The sequence below is a fragment of the Bacillus sp. ISL-34 genome, assembly GCF_018613325.1.
GTDB lineage: Bacteria > Bacillota > Bacilli > Bacillales > DSM-1321 > Peribacillus.
This window is the reverse complement of the sequence record NZ_JAGGQJ010000002.1, coordinates 218,712-240,300: the sequence shown is the minus strand read 5'-3', so window position 1 is coordinate 240,300 and position 21,589 is coordinate 218,712. Positions and strand designations below refer to the sequence as shown.

The following is a 21,589-nucleotide window of genomic DNA, read 5'->3' as shown; positions in this document are numbered from 1 at the left end:
CTGTCCCCCTCTATTTTACTATTGTCCAACCGACATACATAACGGTAATAAAACGCAGATTCAATTATTGTTATGATTCATTTTAAGATTAATACGTCATTTTTACGTTGTCAATCATGTTTTTATAATTAAGCAAAAATGACCGAACAAACAAAATATTAATTTACTAAATTTTCAGACTATGTTAATTTTAACAATGATATATCATTTTATCAAACACTCGTTTTAAAAGCGTACTACATCAAAAAGGGGGCTTACTATGGAAACAACAGCTAAAACCGGGCATTCATCATCAGGTCATGACAGCGGAAATAAGTATCGTCAATTAATTGAAACGGAAGAATTCAAGCATTTGCTTCAAAAGAAAAAAGCTTTCATCGTACCTGTCACTCTCTTCTTTCTTGCTTTTTATTTTGTTCTGCCTATTTTAGCTGCTTATAGTGAAGTGTTGAAAGGTGAAGCTTTTTTCAATATTACTTGGGCTTGGGTATACGCGCTTCTCCAATTCGCCGTCGTTTGGTTAGGGGGAATTGTCTATATCAAAAAAGCAGCGAAATACGACAAGATGGCCAGAAATATCTTGAATAAATATGAGAAGGAGCTTGGCGAATGAGCATTTTATCCCTCACGCTTTTTTTGGGCATCATTTTGTTAACGCTTACAATAACCTATTATTCTTCCAAGAAAACGAAAAATGCCAGTGATTTTTATACTGCCGGCGGCGGATTGACAGCATGGCAGAATGGATTGGCCGTAGCAGGTGACTTTATGTCAGCCGCTTCTTTCCTGGGAATTACGGGTGCAATCGCACTGATTGGTTTTGATGGCTTTTACATGAGCATCGGGAACCTTGTTGCCTTTCTTGTCTTATTGTATCTTGTATCGGAACCACTTCGCAATCTAGGTAAGTTTACGCTGGCAGACATGATTTCAGCACGCTTCAAATCAAAAAAAGTGCGAGGGATAGCTGCGGCTAACACACTTGTCATTTCAATCTTTTACATGATTGCCCAACTTGTCGGTGCAGGAGGATTAATTAAACTGTTGCTCGGCATCGATTATTGGCTATCCGTTCTTCTTGTCGGTGTACTGATGACGATTTATGTGATTTTCGGCGGGATGAGAGCGACAAGCTGGGTGCAGATCACCAAAGCTGTTCTCTTACTAGGCGGTTCCGCTGTGTTGACGTTCATCGTGTTTTCGCGTTTTAATTTCAACATTTCAGAGATGTTCCATCATGTCCAAACTGCAACACCGCTCGGAAAGGATTTTTTGAATCCTGGAAATAAATACACGGATGGACTTGACATGATTTCCTTTAATATGTCGCTTGTCCTTGGAGCAGCGGGCCTTCCGCATTTACTCGTCCGCTTCTTTACTGTAAAGGACGCAGCTACTGCAAGGAAATCCGTCGTATATTCCACATGGTTTATAGGGATATTTTTCATCATGACGATTTTCCTTGGTTTCGGCGCTGCATCTTTCGTCGGCTTTGAGCGGATCGTCGAAGCAAACACGGCTGGAAACATGGCCGCGCCCCTTCTTGCATTAACCATGGGCGGTGAATTTTTATTCGCATTCGTTTCTGCGGTGGCATTTGCCACGATTTTAGCGGTTGTATCCGGTCTTGTTTTAACGTCGGCATCGGCTTTTGCACATGATATATACGGTGAAATCATCAAGGAAGGAAATATTACGGAAAAACAGCAAATACTCGTTGCCCGAATGGCTTCTGTCGGCGTAGCGGTCATTTCGATTTTACTTGCTTTATTTGCACAATCAATGAATGTCGCTTTTCTTTCAGTCCTTGCGCTTGGAATTGCTGCCAGTGCCAATTTACCGATCATCCTTTGCACAATATATTGGAAACGCTTCAACGCAACCGGAGCGATCACCGGAATGTTATTCGGGTTACTCAGCTCCAGCATACTGGTCATGCTCAGTCCTAATGTATGGAATCCGGAACCTGGAATGGGGATTTTCACAGGCGATCCCCTCTTCACGATGAGCAACCCGACCATTTTCACCGTACCGCTCGGCTTTATTGGAGCTTATTTAGGTACAATCATGTCAAAAGCAAAAGATGAGGAAAACAGTTTTCCTGAAGTACTGTTCAAATCTAACACCGGATATGGGATAAGTTCAGCAAAAGACCATTAAAGAAGGGGGATTTCCATGACCGCACAATTAGATCAGGATATTCACGAATTGCATTACGATCAAATCAAACAAGTACTGGTTGACGAACCATATGCTTCTTTTCTCGGGATGAAATTGACGAAACTCGGTCCCGGGACAGCGGAAGCAGAATTGATTCCAAGTGACCACATGCTCAATGCACACGGAACGGTTCACGGCGCCATCATCTTTTCACTTGCTGATTACGTGTTTGCAGCAGCCAGCAATTCATATGGCAAAATAGCGGTTGGCGTTTCAAACAACATCAACTTCTTATCAGCGGGCAAACCGGGTGAGACTTTAACTGCCAGAGCGGAAGAGATAAAGAAAAACCATAAACTGGCATGGTATAAAATAGACGTGTTAAATGAAAGGGAATTGATTGCAACCATGGAAGCGATGGTATTCAGGAAAAATCAATTTTTCGTCAACCAAGTTGAATAAGTTTGAATCCGGACAAGCAATCCACTTGTCCGGATCCTTTTCCCCTTGATATGCCCAAGATACATACAAAGAGATTATAAAAAGGGGGATTCCCGATTTGGAATCCCCCTCAACCTTAAGCCTTCTACCTAGTTATTGACCGCAATGCTGGAATCTATCACTTTTAGCCACTCCCCACGCTCCCTTTCACTTATTACATCAGTCTGGTAAACTATTTTCCCTCTATTGATCGTAGCCGTGATTTGGCAAGGAAAGTTATGGCCCATATAAACGCTTTGCTTATGTTTCGCAAAAAAATTCGTTTCCGAAACTTCATGCGTACCATTAAGGGAAACGATGGCAAGGTCTGCATCCTTCCCTTCCTTAATTTGTCCTTTTCTAGAAGAGAGACCGAACCTTTTTGCCTGGGCTGAAGCTGTCCACTCAGCGACTTTATAAAGCGGGATACCGTGTAAAACAGCCAATTCTATCATCGACATCAGCGAAAATTGCCCCACGCTTCAAAAATATTATGTATGGCAGGATCTTTCAGCTCATAAGCACATGGTGAGTGGTCGGATCACTTTCCGCATGAAGGGCCAAGACCTTGCCCAATTCTGCTATTTTCTTCATTCCATGTAAAAAGGGTGAAATCATCTGCCCGTTCAAACTCCTCATTTCCCGTCGCTGAAAGAAAAGCCTTAAATCCGATGACTCCGGATTTGGCGAGATCCTCTAAATCATCGATATTTCCCTGGACCAGTCCTCCCCATAACCCAAAGTCTATAACAGACTTCATCTCACCGAGCTTGCCCTTTTCAAGGAGAGCCTTTCGATCGACGGTTGAAGGGATTCCATTCAATGGCATATCGAAATATGTGGCCGCCTCCCGCCGCCATCATTTGCGATCCTGTTTCAAAGCCTTCCCAATGAGCGCGGCCAGGTTCGCTAAAATGCACATGGACAACAATTAATCAAAGAGATCCTTGTGATGCTACCATTTTCTCCTTCTTTTCTACATATACATCCAGCGCAGCCTGCAAAGCCTCTCCCCGATTAACTTGGAGCCCGTGGCGCAAAAGGACAGCTTCCAAGGAGGCCAATACAAACAGGATGTTTTCTTTCCTGCAACTGAACCCCATGGTCCCGATCCTCCAGATTTTCCCGTGAAGCGGACCAAATGAGGAAGCGATTTCGATGCCAAATTCATTCAACAGCATGTCTCTTACAGCTTCACCATCGATTCCTTTTGGAATTTCAATGCAAGTTACACACGGAAGTTTGTTTTTCCCATCCCCGAATAACATTAGTCCCATTGCCTTGATCCCTTCAACGAGAGCAGCTTCGTGGAGTTCATGACGGGCAAAGCGCGTTTCCAGACCTTCTTCGAGCACAAGGCGCAATCCTTCACGTAACGCATAAATCATGGAAGTAGCTTCTGTATGGTGATTCAAACGGCGCGGTCCCCAATAATCCTGCAGCATGCTTAAATCGAAATAATTACTGGCGATCGGACGGCTGAGTGAAACCTCTTGGTTGTCTTCATCCGTGGCAATACCACGTTCCACCTTTTTGCGGGACTGGATGATTTCTTCTATTCGCTCATTATACGTAATCGGTGCCATACCGGAAGGAACGGACAAGCATTTTTGTGTCCCTCCTATCAATCCATCAATACACCATTCATCCACCTTAACATCGGTGCCCCCGATGGAGGCAACCGCATCCACCACAAGCAGGACACCCAATTCACGGCAGGCCAACCCGATTTCCTTCAAAGGCTGCATACAACCAGTGGAGGTTTCCCCATGGACGATTGCTGTTATTTTCGGGGAGACTTTCTTGATTTCCGCAATGACTGCTTGCGGCTCGAACACCTCTCCCCAAGGACATTCCATCGTATGGACTTCAGCTCCGTATCGCTCACAGATTTCCACCAATAAATGACCGAACCTTCCGAATATAGGAACCAGAACTTTATCCCCCGGCTCAATGATGCTGCATAGAATCGCTTCATTACCGGATCTTGAGGTGCCATCAATCGGGAACGCCCATTTATTTTTCGTTTGAAAAACCAAACGCAGCATTTCCATCACTTCATTCATGATAGTGGTGAATGCAGGATCGAATTGCCCTAATATCGGTGTGCTCATCGCCCTTAAAACACGCGGGTCAACTTCGACTGGTCCTGGTGTCATGATCGTTCTCATCGGTGCATTCAATTCTGAATATGCCATTTTAACCAACTCCTTCAATAGGCTATTTTATAAAGTACTTCATTCAAAAATCCGATTCCCTTTTCCATATCCATCGCAACAGGTTTGACATCCATCCATTGTGAAACCCCAGCTTCATTTCCGCTTTCTTTGCCAGGGAATCGAGAGTCGAAAAGATGTCCTTACAAAACCTTTCAAGAACCTCTTCCTCGCCGATGCCATTCGGAACATTGAATTCGGAAGCCAGACGACAGCATCCTTCCTTTATGAATGGGAGTGGTGCCCGCATGATCACTCTCACCAATGATTTTCACCGTATAAAGGCGCTGCCCGACAATATGGCTGACGACCCCATATGCGCCGTCATATTCCACCCCATCCTTGTCCGTTTCTATATGGGAACTGGTCAGAATGATTCCACCAAAGGGACCCCTTAAAGCATACACTATCAAAATATGTAATAAGTTTTTTCCCATCCTCAGCTTTCATTGCCTGCTAGCGCTCATCCTTTCCTTGGAATATAATAACCGGGTCACCCCATTACTCTCTGTTGCCCCGAAAAATGCTAACCATTCTATCATCGAACGCAACATCATCCTTTTCATCTATTAATTTTTCGTTTTGATTGCCCATCATATCGCTTCCCTTCACAATAGCCTTTGATGTCATGAACATTCACAAAATTTATGTCATCTATTATTTTACTTGCTTTCGCATTTAACTTCATTGACAATTCTGCTAGTATTTCGGTGTTTTTTTGTGCAAAATAACCAACTGAAAGCAAACCAATAATGTGTATAATATACAGATTTCTATGAACAAAAGAAGTGGTACTTATTGTTATAGTCAGCGCCTTATCATATTTCACTGGTATTTTTGATAAATTAAGATACTAGTTCTACTTATGCCGGCCAATTAACTTCTGATGGACAGCGAACCTAGAAAGATGATGTCTAATCTTGTTACATCTAATTCACATATGTTTTATTTGCTTCTTCTTTTCATAAAGAATTAGACCAAAATGGGGAACAAGTAATCTTGATCACTTGTCCCCCATTTTATTGAATAATCACTTATTTTAATCCGAAGCCCCGTATGAATTACTGGTAGAAGTTAAGTTAAGATCTGATACTATGCTAAGCCTCATGAATTTAATAACATGGCATCCTGGTTGGTCTGAATGCCCCAGAAATCACTTAATGTTTACACTTATTTTTCTTCGCTTCAATGCGTCGTCGATGCAGGATAGGCTCAGTATACCCACTTGGTTGGTCATAGCCTTGAAACACTAGGTCGCATGCCGCTTGAAACGCCACTGAGCTGTCGTAATTATCCGCGATACATTGATAGGCTGAATCTCCACTGTTTTGTTCATCCACTACTTTAGCCATTCGTTGTAAAGTCTCCAAAACCTGTCCTTTTGTACAAATTCCGTGGTGAAGCCAGTTAGCGATATGCTGACTCGAAATTCTTAGTGTGGCACGGTCTTCCATCAACCCTACATTGTTGATATCTGGTACTTTGGAACAACCAATTCCTTGTTCTACCCAACGTACAACATAACCGAGGATACCTTGAGCATTGTTATCCAGCTCTTGCTGAATTTCTTCCGGACTCCATTCGGGGTTTTGAGCCACTGGGATTTCTAAAATATCATCACGTAAATTTACTGGATTCTTTTTCAACTCATCTTGCACTTTTTTTACATCCACTTGATGATAATGAAGAGCATGCAATGTCGCTGCAGTCGGTGAAGGCACCCATGCTGTATTCGCCCCCGCTTTCAGATGGCCAATCTTTTGCGTTAGCATTTCCGCCATCATATCAGGTATTGCCCACATTCCCTTACCAATTTGAGCTCGACCTTGAAAACCGGTTGCTAGACCTACATTGACATTCGATTTTTCATAACCTTGTAGCCATTTTGATCCTTTCATGTTATTTTTGAGGATCATAGGTCCGGCTTCCATAGAAGTATGAATTTCGTCTCCCGTTCGATCTAAAAAACCTGTATTAATAAATGCCACCCTTTCTTTAACTTGGCGGATACATGCTTTCAAGTTTAATGAAGTTCGACGTTCTTCGTCCATAACACCAATTTTCAGTGTATTTCGCTGTAGACCAAGCATGTCTTCCACACGATCAAAGAGTTCATTGGCAAAAGCCACCTCTTCGGATCCATGCATTTTTGGTTTAACGATATAAACTGATCCTTTAGATGAATTTTGATATTTACCATTCCCCAACAGGGAATGTTTGGCAAGTAAACTAGTCATGACTGTATCCATAATCCCTTCAGGAATCTCCTCACCATTTGCATCCAGGACTGCGTTTGTGGTCATTAAGTGTCCCACGTTACGGACAAACATAAGTGAACGACCAGGCAAAGAGAATTCTTCTCCATTTGGTGCTCTGTATAAACGATCCGGGTTCATTGTACGTGTCATCATTTTATGATCCTTTTTGAAAATTACAGCCAGATCCCCCCTCATAAGACCTAACCAATTTCGATAGACCAGGACTTTATCATCAGCATCCACTGCCGCAACAGAATCCTCACAATCCATAATGGTCGTAAGAGTAGATTCCATTAGAATGTCCTTAACGCCTGCTTTATCTATTTTACCGATCGGATGACTTCTATCAATCTGAATTTCAAAATGCAACCCATTATTTTTTAATAATATCGCCGATGGCTTTCCGTATTCACCATGATTGCCAACTAGCTTAGATTCCTCTACTAAACTCGTAATTTCTCCATTTCTAAGTGTAACAGCTAATTTCCCATCTACTACTGCATATTTCACAGCGTCTTTATGTGAATGATCCTTTAAAGGAGTTACTTGATCAAGAAAATCCTTTGCAAATGAAATGACTTCTCCACCTCGTACTTCATTGTAGCTCCCTTCTCGGTAGGCTCCTTCTTTTTCGCTAATAACATCTGTACCATATAGGGCATTATAAAGGCTTCCCCACCTTGCATTTGAAGCGTTAATAGCATAACGAGCATTATCAACCGGGACAACTAGCTGCGGACCGGCTTGGAAGGCTATTTCATCATCTACCCCTTCTGTCGTAATATGAAAGTCTTCTCCTTCAGGTTCGAGATAGCCAATTTCTTGTAAAAATGTTTTATATTCAGCAAAGTCCATCTCTTTATTTTCTCTATGCCATGTATTGATTTTGGTTTGAATTTTATCACGACGAGCTAACAATTTTTTGTTTTTTGGAGACATGTCATGTACCAATTTTTCAAAATCAACCCAAAATTGTTCCTGATTCAGTTCGCTTCCAGGTAGCCCATCTTTATTGATAAATTCAAAAAGTACCGAAGCCACTTGAAGATTACCTACTTTCACATATTCTCCCATGATGTATTCCTCCTCTAAAAATTAGTTTGACTCCCGGCATACGCCGAGATAATTTTCTTAAACCAGGTGATCTCTCCTCCCTTTGAACGGGTTCAATACTTAATTTGTTTTCGATTTCAAGTTCTCAAATTTATTGTTTTGTTTTCTTATAATCAACTTCAAGTTTATCGTTAGAGATGTCCAAAATAGTCAATATGGTATGAACACCTTTTTTTCTTCACTCGTAAAATGAAATCCCATTTTTTTTAGAATAATTACCTTATGTTGTTATTGCACTTCATCCATTTTCAGGTAGATATATCGGTTACTGCCCGACTTCCAACTTATTTGTTAATTTATTCCAATTAATAAATTTTTCCAAAAAGATCGATATAATGACACCCATAATGAGACCATTTGTAATGAAAGGCTGCAAGAGGACAGGAATACTGCCGAATAATGCTGGCGGTATGTTCATAATGCTAACTCCAACTAGGACTGGCCCCGCTAAACGGAGTATCGTTTCAGAGTTGAATAACGTTCCTTTCAGGCTGTTTAATGCGGTCCCGAACAACTGAAGGTATGCGACAAATAAAACGGCGTTACCTATTGTTAATGGTATTGTTCCTAAGAATCTCCCTAATGGCGGAATAACTCCAAGGAGAGTAAACAAAAATCCGCTTATAATGAATGGCTTTCGTTTAAATAACTTGGTACTTTGTAAAAACCCTATCGTAGATGTAAATGGTGTAAAAGGGACCAAGCCAAAAATCGAAGTGATAAACGCAAAAATACCTGTTACAAAAATAGATCTCCTGTATTGACTATGTTCCACCTTTTCCTTGTATACATCTGCAACAGCTTGAATAGAAGCGAAAGAATTCGTTAAATTCAGAAGGACCGCAAAAAAGGAAACAAAAATAATACCAATATTCAAGTTTGGAGTTCCAAGGGGAAAGAAAGTGAATGCCATACCTGAAGAGCTAGCCGTCGGAAGATCTGAAGGGAAAATAATTCGATATAATGACCATCCTACGATAATTCCGATCAGGATTGAGAAATTGCCTAGTATTTTCCCTCCTTTAATCCTTAAAAAGCCGACGAAGATGACAATCAAGATTGAAAACAAACTGACAGGGAGATCAATTGTTCCACTTTCGGTTATTTTAAACATACCTTTGAAGAAAATAAAGATGAGCTGAAAGGTCAGTAAAAATATATAAACACTTATCACCATCGGCTTAATTACTTTTTGTATGATATAAATCAGGTTAAATGCCGCAAGCAGTACGGTTACAGCTCCAGCCAGCAAAATACCTGTTGCAATTCCTCCGCCTACGGTTGCAAAATCCAATCCGAGTGCAGATGCTGAGATGCCCATATTTATCATCAGACCCCACATTAGCCCTGAATGGCTGTCCAATAATGGATAACGATGCCCAACCCATGCCTGCAGAATACAGGATATTCCCGTAAAGATAAAGGAGCATCTTATCGTCATTTCAATTGTTTCTGTAGGAAGCTGGAATGCTGCTCCTACAGAAATTGGTACGACAACCGTATTGGCAAAAATAAAAAAAAGCCACTGTAAAGAGGAGAATAATGTTACAGTAACTCCTTGCTGTTTCATCTTAATCATCACCATTTCCGATTTCTGGATTTTCATAAAATCTGTTTGCTAGTTTTTAAGGAAACCAATCGTAAAAATTACAAATCATCACTTTTTATAAATAAAAATATAAGCGAAGCGCTGTCTTCATTACAATCGCTTCGCCTTAATCACTTTTTTGTTTTTTAAAAGAAGAAACTTAAATTATTTTGTAATGTTTAATTATCTTAGCCTTTTTCTAATATCTTGTTATATCCATAGGCAATGCCCCTGCAGCAAAGCCTACAAACATGAATCGACTGTTTCCTGTATTACGCATTCCATGAATTTGATTAGGCTTGGCCAATACAACCATTCCTTTTCTGATCGTGATCTCATTCTCTAGATCAGGAAAGTATGTTCCTTCCCCCTCAATGCAAACCCAAATATCATCAACATTCGAATGGGAATGTAAAAATACTTCCTGCTCAGGTTCAAGACACCAAACTGCCCCAACAGTTTTATCCGTTTCATAGAAATAATTTTTTTGTGGTGCATTTGAATCGAATTTTGCTATTTTATCGATTTCAAAAACTCTTTCCTCTATTATCGACTTTTTGTTCAAAATTACATTCTGGTCCATCTCTCAGCACCTCTTTTATATTTAATGGTTTGAATTACACTTACCGGATCTCCCTAAAATACAATTCTGCCCGCATTAAATCTCTTGAAGTTGTCATCTACGCATTTCTTCTAAATGATGTGACCTTTTACAAGGATGCATCACGATTACAATCTTTAGAGTAAACATATGTTAAATTTTCTCTGCCTACCGCATAGGCTGCTTGATGTACATATGGACCCATAAAAATGTAATCTCCTTTCTTTACAGGAACCCACTGATTATCCAGGTTATACATCCCTTCTCCCGAGAGTAAGTAGGCTCCATGTTCTTGCACATGTGTTTCGATGAACGGATGAGATGCAGCAGGATCAAAGGAAAGAATATGAAAATTCATATCAAAATCTATATCAGCAGGCAAAAGATCCTTAAGATGGACATTATGCATATCATCATAAATCCTGAATTCAATGTTGTTCGCATGGTTTGAATAAACCCATGGCCTCCGTCCTTCAAGTGGACGATACTTTTGCTTATATAGGAATAGTTTAGAATCTCCATCCGATTGGTTTTCTAAATACATCTTTGTTCCTGGCGGACAGTATAAATAACCGCTTTCATCGAGGACAAACTCTTGTTCACCTGCAGCAGCTTTTATTTTCCCTTCAATAACATAGACAAATGTCTCAACATCTTCTTGTCCACCAAACCCCTCACTGTTCTTTCCATCCTTTTGCATTGTCACCATGTAATCGACAAAGCTTGCTCCAAGCTTTGGAGAACCCAAAATGGAAATGATACAATTCTCAAATCCCGGAACAACATTATTAACCAATCCTTCAGGTGCAATTAAAGCATATTTACCGTGCTCAATTATTGATCTGCTTGCTAATAAATCTTTAGGATAACCCATCTTTTAAACTCTCCTTTTAATCGTATTTTATTTGAAATATGTGACTCATGGTGTGCCCTGTTCCCGCTATAAATCAACTTATAATTGAAGCTTCTTTTCATATATTATTAGCTTGTGTTAGAAACGATTAAGTCCCTTATATAAATATTAACTGCTTTCATTTAATTAGTCTTTATGCCTAATCGATAAAAACGTTTTATATTTTTGTCTATTATAGATAAAACACATTATTTCTTATTTCTTCATCTATGATTTTCTCTTTTAGGTAATCAGGTCCTAGTTCCTTACAGGCTTCTTTTGCTTTTAAGATTGTGTAAGCCTAAAATAAATGTCTGAAAGCGACTCATCCATAATAAGCTAATAAAATCTCAGTTCTATAGCTTAACAATCCTAGATTTTAATTTTTTCCACAGTGGTAATGCTTCCATTTTCAAAAACAATAGCCCCATTCACAATCGTTGTCGTTACTTGCCCTTTGAATGTCCTGCCAACATAAGGCGACTGCTGATGGCGGTAGAACAAATCTTCCTTTTTCAGCTCGAAGCTTCTGTTCAGATCAACTATCGCCAGATCAGCGTCGCTATCAACGGCTATTATCCCTTTATGGGGATAAAGGCCAAATAACTTAGCTGGGTTCGTTGATGTTAATTCAACAATTTTCCCCAGAGGAAGATTACGGTTGAAATGCCCCTCTGTCAACATAATATTGAGCGTAGATTGGGCACCGGAAATCCCACCCCAGGCACTGAAAAAGTCATCATTTATTACTTCTTTCATAGAGGCAGGTGCTGGTGAATGGTCGGATGCTATTACGTCAATTTCACCGTTTGCTACAGCTTCCCATAATTGTTCTACTTCTTCATCATCACGCAGTGGAGGGCAGCATTTTGCCAATCCGCCTTTTTCCTCTAAGTCTTTTAATGTCAAAGATAAATAATGAGGGCATGTTTCTACCGTAATATCCAGGCCTCTTTGCTTTGCCTGATTGATGACTTCCACTACTTTGCGGCTGCTCGCATGAACAATATGCAGTTTACACCCTGTAGCTTCTGCATATGAAATTATTCTTCTTACCGCTTCAATTTCGGAAATTATCGGTCTTGATTCGACGAAGTCTTTTGCAGTCGTCTTATTTTGTCTTTGTTTTTCTTGTGCTAGCTGATCACAAATGACTGTACTTTCAGCATGAACGGCTAAAAGTGAACCTACAGAGGCAATTTCTCTCATCCCTTTAAAAATCGTAATATCATCGACATGATTGAAATCGACAATTCCGCTCGGTGACATAAAAGCTTTAAATCCAATTACTCCATTTTCATCAAGTTCCTTAATATTCTCAATATTTTCTGGTATAAGTCCACCCCAAAAGCGGCAATTGACTACCGACTTTTCTTCGGAGCAAACTCTCTTTAATGCCAAATATTCTTTATTGATTGTTGGTGGTGTACTGTTCAATGGCATATCAAAATAGGTTGTCACCCCACCTGCCGCTAAACTTCTGCTACCAGTTTGAACACCTTCCCACTCAGTTCTGCCTGGCTCGTTGAAATGAACATGAGTATCAATTAATCCTGGAAGGATGTGCTGCCCCTCAGCATTAATTTCTCTTGTTGCTATAGCTTCAATATTTTTTCCGATAGTCACTTCTTTAATTTTCCCTTCCTTAATTGCAATATCTCCTTGAACAATCGAATCAAACATTACAAGATTTCCATTTCTAATGAGTAAATCATATGTAGCCATAGTTTCATTCCTTTCTATGGGAAATCAATTTTTATAAAAACTATTAAGGCCAATCCTCTTTTACAGTTGCATAATGAAGAAACGAACATCTTGCTTTGGGCTGTTGAAATCGTATATATTCAGAATAAAATACAACTATTACATTCTGAACATCGTTTTGAGATTTAGTAGATTCCACTAAAACTTCTATCAAGCAATTTTGGAATGAAACTTACAATCCATTTCCCCAACTTAATCCACCTTTATGGAAACAGGAAGCGAGATGCGCAGCCTTGGTTGTTATCTTTTTTTGTACGGCATTTCCTCGCCAAGGCGGTCATCATCATTTACTCCTGCCCTAAAAATGATTTTTCAATATTCGGACTTTTTTACTGACTATTTCACTTTCCCATCAATTAAGCCCCTTTAACCACATCCTCTCGTTTCTGTTGTACTTTTTTAACAAAAACAATATAGATGAACGAATGCGAGTATCGTACCTGAGAAAAATGAGCAAATAATAGCTTGAGAGCAGGCAAAAACTGGCGGATTGTATGCCCTTCAAAATAGGAATATAGTTTCTAAATTAATAAAAACTTGGGATTTATGGAATGTAAAAAAAAATCTTGAAAACAGTTTCATTAACCTTCAATCCTCTATACAATTGATTATAAGCGGATTCATTCAAAAAATCATTATGCAATGTAAACAATTTTCATTTAAATTTTTGTCCAAATTTAACAAGATTCGTTTGCTTCCCTTTCTAGTAATAAAAACTGACAAAATGTAGAATTAGAAGGTGTATGATGAAAAAGGTAGAAGATTTATTTATCGTTGATGTGTTTCAAGAAGCCAAAATTATTGCTGGACATGCCGGACTTAAAAGGAAAGTAGAATCAATTGAGATTTCAGAAACACCAGATGCCATCAATTTTTTAGCTAAGAACTCCCTATTATTGACAACAGGATACGCTTTTAAAAACGACCCTCATGCATTATGCAATCTCATTTCCCAAATTAATGAACTTCCATGTGCAGGGATTGCCATTAAACTTAAAAGATTCATTGATAAGATACCGCAGGATGTAATCGAATTGGCTGACTCATTAGAATTTCCAATTATTCAAATTCCAGAGACATTAACATTAGGTGCGGTTGCTCATCAATTATTAAGCTTTATATGGGATAACCAAATTGAAGAGTTATTTTATGCGATGCATATTCACAAGGAATTTACCAATATGATGATAAAAGGCTACAGTCTGAATTCTTTAATTGAAAATCTTGGCTCCCTATTAAAATGTCCTGTTCTCCTACTTGATCCTATTGGTGATGTGACATCCTTTTCTCATCATTTTCGTACAGGAAATATGAAAATCGTTATGAAAAATATTCAAGAACACATTAAACGTGATATAGAAACATACCTAGAGAAAAACCAGCTCACAATCGACATCCAAAATACGGACATTTCTATAAAAATGTTTCGGGTGAAAACAATGCGTCCCTATCCATATTTTCTATTAATTCTTCACCCTGAGAAGCTTTCATACCCATCTTCCCAATTAGCTATAGAACAAGCATCAACAGTCATTTCATTCACGCTGCTTAAAAACGAGGCTATTAGAGAAAACAGTCGTTTGTTAGAAAATAACTTTTTTGCTTCCCTTGTTGATGGAAAGATTTCTAACAAACAAGAAATTATTCATAGGGGAAAACAGCATGGCTTAATCGACAATATGAAATACGTATGCATTGTATGTAAGATTGATGATGATAAACAAAACGCTTTACAAAAAAGTGCAGACATAATGAATAGATTATACGACTATTTATATAAATTTTTACATAAATCATTTTTAAAAATAGATACTAACAACATCGTTTTTATGAAAGATGGATATTTTGTTATTTTGATGCAAGCTCCTCTGAATATTAATGATTCGATTAAAAGCATAATAGAAGAAAGGCTGAAGGAATTCCAGAATGAGGCTTATTCAAATCTAAAAATTTCGTTGTCGTTTGGAGTTGGTAACTTTTCTAATGACCTTACCTATATCCACCTTACATACGAAGAGGCAGTGGAAGCATGGACAAATGGGGCTGAACTGTTTCAAAATAAATTTATCAACTTTTACGAAACCAAGCAATTAATAGAATTGATTCGATTAATTCCCGAAAAAGATTTAAAAAAATTTTATGAAAATACTTTACGTTCTCTATCCTACCCTAAAAATAAAGATGAAAAAGACTTAGTTAATACCTTATTGGTATATTTGGATAATAATTGTGAACTTGCTATTACATCCAGGAAACTGTTTGTTCACCGTAATACCGTTAAATACCGAATTGCCAAATGTGAGGACATGTTGAATTATTCCGTTCATGATTCAAAAAACTCACTTCATTTACGTATAGCTTTACTCATGAGTTCTATTTTCAGGGGTAACAGTGATTAATAAGTTATTGTAATTACTACTAAAGCAGAAATTGACTGAAGGTAAACTGCCCACGCAGACAGAGATCAATATGAAGAGTAAATCTCGACTTTATTTTCTGGAAGTGACTTGGATTATGGAGGAATCCAGGAATTTCAATGCTTTTTTTATGAACATACAGAACTCCTTTTATAACATTGGATCATTGTCGATACGCATGTCTGTTTCATCGAATGAAGGATCTCTGTCCTAAAATTGAAATGTATTCATTTTGAAAAAACTCGTGATCCGATACAGGCGGATCACGAGTTATTTTTGTAAGTTCTCTATTAGTTGATAGTCTTATATTCTCTACAAAACCTGATATGTCCCTCAATATTGTTTTGTGGCTATCTTAATCACTGTAGAGTAAAGAACTCTAGCTCCTGCACCCATATCTTCTACTGTAACGAATTCATCAGGATGATGACTAAGACCATCTTTACAACGAACAAAAATCATTGCAACATTCGTTACATCCGCCATAGCCATTGCATCGTGACCAGCACCGCTTACAAGACTGATAGCACTACCATCCAGTTCGCTAATGGACTCCTCGATTACTTTAATCAATTGTTCATCACAGTATACAGGATCGGCTTCCATGACCTGTTCAAAATGAATTTGGAGTCCCCTAGCTTTTGCTACTCTTTCACTTTCAGTTAATATGGCATCAATGGCTTTTTTCTTACGATCAACATTTAAATCACGGATATCCAGCGTCCCTGTTACAAGGCCAGGTATTACATTACTAGCACCCGGACTTACAGTAAGTTTACCGATAGTCGCCACTAATGGTTCATTTTGGATAGCGATGTTCTCAATGTAGGAAATGAGATCACTAGCTCCTAAAAGCGCATCTTGTCTAAGGGCAACAGGAACTGTCCCTGCATGTCCAGGTTTCCCGATAATTTCAAAATAAAATCTTGTAGCACCAGCAATCCCACGAACTATGCCGACAGGTTCATTCTCCTTCTCAAGCACAGGCCCCTGTTCGATATGGAGTTCCAAATAAGCGAGAAGTTCTTCTGGAGTACGACTAGCGTTTTTATAAGCATATGGGTCAGCAATACCAATTCCTTTCAACGCTTCAGCAATTGTTATTCCTTGTTCATCTGCTCTTTCTAAATCTTCAGCAGTAAAAGTTCCTGCAATCGCTTTACTACCAAGGAAAGTTGAGTGAAACCTTACTCCTTCCTCATCACAAAAACCTACCACTTCGATTGGATTGTATAATATAATGCCATTATCCTTAAGAGTTTGAACAACTTCTATTCCAGTTATAACTCCTAAAATACCATCATATTTACCTGCTTCAATCACGCTATCTAAATGTGAACCAATCATTAAAACTGGAGCTGTAGGATTTTTCCCTTCATAACGTCCGATTATATTGTTAAGCGCATCTTTTCTTACCGTCATCCCAGCTGCTTTCATCCACTCTTCAACTAGACTTTCTGCTTTTAAACTTTCCACTGTGAAAGGTAGTCTAGTGACACCAACAGATGTAGATGAACAAGCAGCAAGTTCTTCGGTTCTAGTGTTGATTCTTATAGCATCAACATCCTTCTGAAGTTTAACCAATCGATCACTTCCTTGCCAATTTAATCTCTAAGAAAATTTTTGTCATTTATTACAAAATCCAGTTTTTTGATTCAAAGTAATATTTTAACACCTTATTTAGTCGTTGCTCAATAGGAATTCTGCATGATAAGCTGATTAAAAGTTAGATTAAACGGTGACAAGCAAAAGCACTTGTCACCGTTTAATACATATCGTACATATATATAGGCTAACCAACTAAACGCCCTTTTTTTGAATGTAATAATGACCATGCATCAACGAGAGTGCGTTTTGACTGTGCAATTACAATATCTGATGCTTCTGTACCTACAGGTTTTACTTCAAAAGCGACTATATTCTTTATACCTTCACCGATGTAACCAATTTCTAATAGAGATCGTAAATACTCCGCTAATTCAGAAACATCAACTTCACTTCCTGGATATCCGAAACGCGGATGCTGATCGCCGTAAGCAGGATCAGAAGTATCTTTAATATAGCAATTTCCGATATGGGCATGGTTAATATAATCACGAGCAACCGTTAATGCATCATGAGACGTTTCACGTTGCATTGGTAAATGACTTAAATCAAGCATTAAACCGAAAGTGGGATCTACTTTACGAATTTCTTTTGCAACTTCAACAGCAAGTTTATTCGAACCGATTAGACATTTCTTATCAGTCTCATCATCAAATGTTTCAAGTGAGAGTACTAAGTCACCTTTAGATTTTGCATAATCGCATAATTCCTTGATGGAATTCGTTAGTAATTGTAAGGCAACATCTTGTTGAGTATCTGGTTTAGCCCCACTTAAGAAACCAAGTTTAGCAGCATTTACTTCGTAAGCTTGGTCAATTCCGCCTTTTACTAAATCGATAGCCCTTCTACGCTCAGCTTCATCAAAAGAATTAAGGTTTCCTTTGTTTCTTAATAGAATCGGTTGTGCACCAAATCCTACATTCATTCCACCAGATTGTAAAATTTGAGTAGCCTCTTTACGTTCTTCAGGATTGTTAATAGATGTAATTTCAATTCCAGAGAAAAAATCATCTTGTACAATTTTCTTAATTGTTTCAACAGCTGGGCCATCTCCACCCATTGTTTCCGGATAAGCCATAAAGTGAACAATTCCGACTTTCATAGAATTATGAAGATTTGCTGACATTGTTTCGCCGATTTTTCGGCTTCCCTCCTTTAATAAACCCATTATTTAAGTACAGTCAAGACTACTTTTTATAACTAATATGTTTTTTGAAGCAATAGGTTATATCCCATTGCTTCAAAAAAATCACTTCCATCAAGAGTGATGATTATTTAGAATAATCAATTTTTTCAGAGTATTTGAAGCCGTTAAGTGCACCGTTATTAGAGAATTCGCATGCGTTCTTAGGATCTGGATCAACTATAACTTCGATTAAATATGGTTTACCTGAGTCAACTGCACGTTGTAGAGCTGGTTTGATATCATCATAATGTGTAACAAGCTCACCACGAACACCCATACCTTCAGCCGTTTTAACAAAATCGATTCCTCGCTCTTCATTATCACATAATTCATTTTTGTAAATTAAGTCCGTAGAAATTTGACGTTCATTATAGAACCAGTTTTGTTGTTGACGAATTAATCCCATTAATGAGTTATTCATACAGAAAATAATTACCGGAATATCATGCTTTGCAGCTGTAGCAATATCTTGTAATGACATCCCTAAGCTTCCATCACCAAGGATGTTTACACTTTGTCTTTCAGGAAATGCAAGTTTCGCTGCCATTGCTGCACCAAGGCCCCACCCCATTGTCCCCGCACCACCAGTTAATAAGTATGTTCTTGGTACATACGTTTCAAATAATTGACTAGACCAGATTTGGCTGATACCGCAGTCATGTGATACGAAGGCATCGCGATCTAAGAATTCACGAAGTTCTCGCAATGCACGCTCTTGTCTGATTGGAAGTGTTGTGTAATCCGTTTTACGTGCCCATTTCTTACGCTCTTCAGTTAAGTTAACTCTAGTACCTACTTCGGCAGTTGCGGCTACATGAGCACCAAGTGCTTTATGGGCTTCTGCAAGTTTAACCATGAATGTTTTAACATCAGAAACGATACCTAAAGTCGTTGGTACAACTTTACCAATTTCCTTATTATCAAGATTTACGTGGATAATTTTCTTACCGTTTTGTGTGAATATCGAAACATTACCAGTTGAACGATCAGCGAAACGTCCGGCAAGGTTGATTACTAAGTCGGCTTCAACAATTGTTTTGTTACCAAATGGAGTATCAAGCATCGTTCCCATACGCCCAGCGAATAAAGGGTGATCGTTAGGGAATGTATCCATCCCCATGCCAGAAGTTACTACAGGGATTTGCAGTTCTTCAGCTAACGCTTTTAATTCAATGGTAGCGTTTGCAATGTTGACCCCTCCACCAGATAGTAAGACCGGTCTTTTAGCATCTTTTAATAATTCTAATGTTTTCTCTATATCAGCGTCAGAAGCTTGTGGTAAGTTATCGACTGGAGTAGAACCGATAAGCTCATCTAAGTCGACTTCTATTTCAACTTTTTGTTGATCAACTGGTAAATCAAGAAGAACTGGACCTTTTCTGCCAGTAGTAGCTGTTACCCATGCTTCATGGATAAATTCAGCAGCTTTCGAACCGTCAGTTAAACGGTATGCAGCTTTCGTTACGGGCTTTGCCATTTCAACGATAGGCGCTTCTTGGAATTGCATGGTTCCAATTAAACTATTTTTTTGTTGACCGGTAATGGCTATCATTGGTATGGAATCCATCCATGCACCGTAAAGGCCAGTTAAGAAGTTGGTTCCACCAGGACCTGATGTGGCAGCACAAACGCCTACTTCACCAGTTGCTCTTGAATAACCATCAGCCATGAAAGCACCAGTTTGCTCGTGACGAACAATATATGATTCAATTTTAGTTAATTCTTTTACTGCATCATAGAATGGTAAAATTGCAGCTCCCGGTACACCATAAACATGTTTCACCCCTCTTTTTTCTAAATACAAGGCAATTAACTCAGCAGCTGTCATTTTTTGTTTAGCCATTTATATCTCTCCCTTTTGATCCTTTTTTATATTTTCAAAGATTTGAGCAATCGAATCTTTATCCCCAACGTTGCCTGGAAATACGATATAAGGTGTATCTTTGAACTTAGCTTCACTTCCGGTTAACCATACTGGAACACCGGCGATCGCTTGCCCTAAAATTTTTGCATATTTAATATCTAAGCCGTCAGTTGCCACATCACTCGAAGTTATACCACCTTTTGCAATGATGAATTTCGGCTTTACTTTTAGTGAGCGAATAACTTTAACTAAAGAACTTGAAACAGTTTGACTAATTTTTAAGTTTTCTTCCTTATCTTTCGCACTAATTAAATCCCTACTTGTATATACAAGCGTATCGCGATTAGAAGAAATATTATGATCTACTAAATGACATACTCGTGTTAGCTCTTCAGTTCTTGTTTCTTTATTTAGAACTTTCACAACATTAATTTCGATTTGTTCAATCGGGTATTTATTCATTAGTTCCTTAATTTGTTCCGTAGTTTTATTCGTGTGAGAACCTACAATTATAAATCCACCATTGTTTTGGTTTTCATCATTTGAAACAATCTCATTAGCTGATAAATATGGACGATCCTGAATTCCCGCAATCGATTTTACAATAGATGCTGCAGTTCTAAACAAGAATTGCTTGCCAGAATCAATTGCTTTAAGGACTGCTAATGATACGATGTCTAAATCATAGTAAGATTTAGCATTTACTATAATAGGAGTATTATTGTTAGCAGATAATAAAATCTCATAAACTTTATCAATGCCGCCATTATGAATATCTTCAAGTGAAATGATCAAAGCTGACCCTGAAGCTACACTTCCATTTGTCTTCTCTTCAATCCATTTCGGCAAATTAGCAGTATTGAAACCGAAAACGGAATCATTCGCAAATTCTGTTTCATTTACTGGGACAAGCTGACCATCCATACCTAAATAATGAATATTATCTATGGTGTAACGATGTGCTTCAAAAAAAGCCGGTATGATTAAATGACCTGAAATCTGTACATCAGCAGTTTTTAATAATTCATCTTGGAGCACATCAATTTCAAGTGGATAATGCCCTCTTAATGTTGAGTCACTTCTACTGATAATTGAATAATTTATGCCCATTTCCTTAGTAACGTCAACAATGTTTTGGACAATCTCTCTATTGATGTTTTCCGTTTTTTCTGCATTATAACTTCTTGTGTTTGTTAAAATATAAAGTACACTTCTCTCATCAGATAATCCTTTTTTAATCCAGTCTTTTCCCCAGTCCGTGATGACAAAAATATCATGTACCGTTTGGACACCAGTTGGATCATCATCTAAAACGATAAACTTATGTTTTGTTTGTTTTAAATGAGCTTTGATTTTAGCACGAAGGCTGTCATCCGATTTAGAGAAGAGAGGATTTTCTAAAGTATCCTTTAAACTTAGATATTGGGTTGCGTTTGACAAAAACC

The 21,589-nt window shown here is 38.4% G+C and carries 16 protein-coding genes and 1 pseudogene; 4 read left to right on the top strand and 13 right to left on the bottom strand.

The genetic code is table 11. The annotated features are described in order from the left end of the window. Window positions 1-259: 259 nt before the first annotated feature. From J7E52_RS01910 to J7E52_RS01900, 3 genes are read left to right on the top strand one after another with little or no spacing between them, the layout of a single operon-like run. Complete coding sequence (locus J7E52_RS01910; RefSeq protein ID WP_214743438.1) at window positions 260-613, top strand: DUF485 domain-containing protein; 354 nt, start codon at window positions 260-262, stop codon at window positions 611-613. Next, complete coding sequence (locus J7E52_RS01905; protein ID WP_214743437.1) at window positions 610-2,160, top strand: solute symporter family protein; 1,551 nt, start codon at window positions 610-612, stop codon at window positions 2,158-2,160. Before J7E52_RS01910 ends, J7E52_RS01905 begins: the two co-directional genes overlap by 4 nt. 15 nt (window positions 2,161-2,175) lie before the next feature. Beyond that, window positions 2,176-2,622: a PaaI family thioesterase gene (locus J7E52_RS01900; RefSeq protein WP_214743436.1), complete on the top strand. Its 447-nt coding sequence runs from the start codon at window positions 2,176-2,178 to the stop codon at window positions 2,620-2,622. Between the two features lie 128 nt (window positions 2,623-2,750). Here J7E52_RS01900 and J7E52_RS27255 read toward each other — a convergent pair whose 3' ends face one another. The 9 genes and pseudogenes from J7E52_RS27255 to J7E52_RS01860 form a co-directional block, all read right to left on the bottom strand. Next, complete coding sequence (locus J7E52_RS27255) at window positions 2,751-3,101, bottom strand: amidohydrolase family protein (protein WP_309476842.1); 351 nt, start codon at window positions 3,099-3,101, stop codon at window positions 2,751-2,753. A gap of 55 nt (window positions 3,102-3,156) precedes the next feature. Next, a pseudogene (locus J7E52_RS27250) lies at window positions 3,157-3,575 on the bottom strand (allantoinase); the annotation flags it as partial. Further along, the gene (locus tag J7E52_RS01890; RefSeq protein WP_214743435.1) at window positions 3,576-4,838 is read right to left on the bottom strand and encodes a pyridoxal-phosphate-dependent aminotransferase family protein; all 1,263 of its coding nucleotides are present in this window, start codon (window positions 4,836-4,838) and stop codon (window positions 3,576-3,578) included. Between the two features lie 173 nt (window positions 4,839-5,011). Continuing rightward, window positions 5,012-5,293, bottom strand: a complete 282-nt coding sequence (locus J7E52_RS01885; protein WP_214743434.1) for a hypothetical protein — start codon at window positions 5,291-5,293, stop codon at window positions 5,012-5,014. A 720-nt stretch (window positions 5,294-6,013) separates the two neighbouring features. Beyond that, window positions 6,014-8,188, bottom strand: a complete 2,175-nt coding sequence (locus J7E52_RS01880) for a malate synthase G (RefSeq protein ID WP_214743433.1) — start codon at window positions 8,186-8,188, stop codon at window positions 6,014-6,016. A gap of 304 nt (window positions 8,189-8,492) precedes the next feature. After that, window positions 8,493-9,797 carry a uracil/xanthine transporter gene (locus J7E52_RS01875; RefSeq protein ID WP_214743432.1) on the bottom strand — a complete coding sequence of 435 codons (1,305 nt, stop codon included), beginning with the start codon at window positions 9,795-9,797 and terminating at the stop codon, window positions 8,493-8,495. A gap of 217 nt (window positions 9,798-10,014) precedes the next feature. After that, window positions 10,015-10,398: a cupin domain-containing protein gene (locus J7E52_RS01870; protein WP_207117649.1), complete on the bottom strand. Its 384-nt coding sequence runs from the start codon at window positions 10,396-10,398 to the stop codon at window positions 10,015-10,017. Between the two features lie 127 nt (window positions 10,399-10,525). Then, entirely contained in the window at window positions 10,526-11,290 is a 765-nt protein-coding gene (gene allE / locus J7E52_RS01865) for a (S)-ureidoglycine aminohydrolase (protein ID WP_214743431.1), read from the bottom strand. A gap of 390 nt (window positions 11,291-11,680) precedes the next feature. Then, the gene (locus J7E52_RS01860) at window positions 11,681-13,033 is read right to left on the bottom strand and encodes an allantoinase (protein WP_214743430.1); all 1,353 of its coding nucleotides are present in this window, start codon (window positions 13,031-13,033) and stop codon (window positions 11,681-11,683) included. Window positions 13,034-13,818: 785 nt separating this feature from the next. Here J7E52_RS01860 and J7E52_RS01855 point away from each other — a divergent pair. Continuing rightward, window positions 13,819-15,471, top strand: coding sequence for a PucR family transcriptional regulator (locus J7E52_RS01855; protein ID WP_214743429.1), 1,653 nt, complete (start codon window positions 13,819-13,821; stop codon window positions 15,469-15,471). A gap of 351 nt (window positions 15,472-15,822) precedes the next feature. Here the strand turns inward: J7E52_RS01855 and J7E52_RS01850 are convergent, their stop codons facing one another. The 4 genes from J7E52_RS01850 to J7E52_RS01835 form a co-directional block, all read right to left on the bottom strand. Next, window positions 15,823-17,073 carry an allantoate amidohydrolase gene (locus J7E52_RS01850; protein ID WP_214743428.1) on the bottom strand — a complete coding sequence of 417 codons (1,251 nt, stop codon included), beginning with the start codon at window positions 17,071-17,073 and terminating at the stop codon, window positions 15,823-15,825. 208 nt (window positions 17,074-17,281) lie between these two features. Next, entirely contained in the window at window positions 17,282-18,262 is a 981-nt protein-coding gene (locus J7E52_RS01845) for a sugar phosphate isomerase/epimerase family protein (RefSeq protein ID WP_286197359.1), read from the bottom strand. Window positions 18,263-18,365: 103 nt separating this feature from the next. Beyond that, window positions 18,366-20,123, bottom strand: coding sequence for a thiamine pyrophosphate-binding protein (locus tag J7E52_RS01840; protein WP_214743427.1), 1,758 nt, complete (start codon window positions 20,121-20,123; stop codon window positions 18,366-18,368). Then, window positions 20,124-21,584, bottom strand: a complete 1,461-nt coding sequence (locus J7E52_RS01835) for a four-carbon acid sugar kinase family protein (RefSeq protein ID WP_214743426.1) — start codon at window positions 21,582-21,584, stop codon at window positions 20,124-20,126. Between the last annotated feature and the right edge of the window lie 5 nt (window positions 21,585-21,589).

Coding starts and splice junctions, on each gene's coding strand:
- J7E52_RS01910 (WP_214743438.1), top strand. CDS start 260: ATGGAAACAACAGCTAAAACCGGGCATTCATCATCAGGTCATGACAGC.
- J7E52_RS01905 (WP_214743437.1), top strand. CDS start 610: ATGAGCATTTTATCCCTCACGCTTTTTTTGGGCATCATTTTGTTAACG.
- J7E52_RS01900 (WP_214743436.1), top strand. CDS start 2,176: ATGACCGCACAATTAGATCAGGATATTCACGAATTGCATTACGATCAA.
- J7E52_RS27255 (WP_309476842.1), bottom strand. CDS start 3,101: ATGTCGATGATAGAATTGGCTGTTTTACACGGTATCCCGCTTTATAAA.
- J7E52_RS01890 (WP_214743435.1), bottom strand. CDS start 4,838: ATGGCATATTCAGAATTGAATGCACCGATGAGAACGATCATGACACCA.
- J7E52_RS01885 (WP_214743434.1), bottom strand. CDS start 5,293: ATGGGAAAAAACTTATTACATATTTTGATAGTGTATGCTTTAAGGGGT.
- J7E52_RS01880 (WP_214743433.1), bottom strand. CDS start 8,188: ATGGGAGAATATGTGAAAGTAGGTAATCTTCAAGTGGCTTCGGTACTT.
- J7E52_RS01875 (WP_214743432.1), bottom strand. CDS start 9,797: ATGAAACAGCAAGGAGTTACTGTAACATTATTCTCCTCTTTACAGTGG.
- J7E52_RS01870 (WP_207117649.1), bottom strand. CDS start 10,398: ATGGACCAGAATGTAATTTTGAACAAAAAGTCGATAATAGAGGAAAGA.
- allE (WP_214743431.1), bottom strand. CDS start 11,290: ATGGGTTATCCTAAAGATTTATTAGCAAGCAGATCAATAATTGAGCAC.
- J7E52_RS01860 (WP_214743430.1), bottom strand. CDS start 13,033: ATGGCTACATATGATTTACTCATTAGAAATGGAAATCTTGTAATGTTT.
- J7E52_RS01855 (WP_214743429.1), top strand. CDS start 13,819: ATGAAAAAGGTAGAAGATTTATTTATCGTTGATGTGTTTCAAGAAGCC.
- J7E52_RS01845 (WP_286197359.1), bottom strand. CDS start 18,262: ATGGGTTTATTAAAGGAGGGAAGCCGAAAAATCGGCGAAACAATGTCA.
- J7E52_RS01840 (WP_214743427.1), bottom strand. CDS start 20,123: ATGGCTAAACAAAAAATGACAGCTGCTGAGTTAATTGCCTTGTATTTA.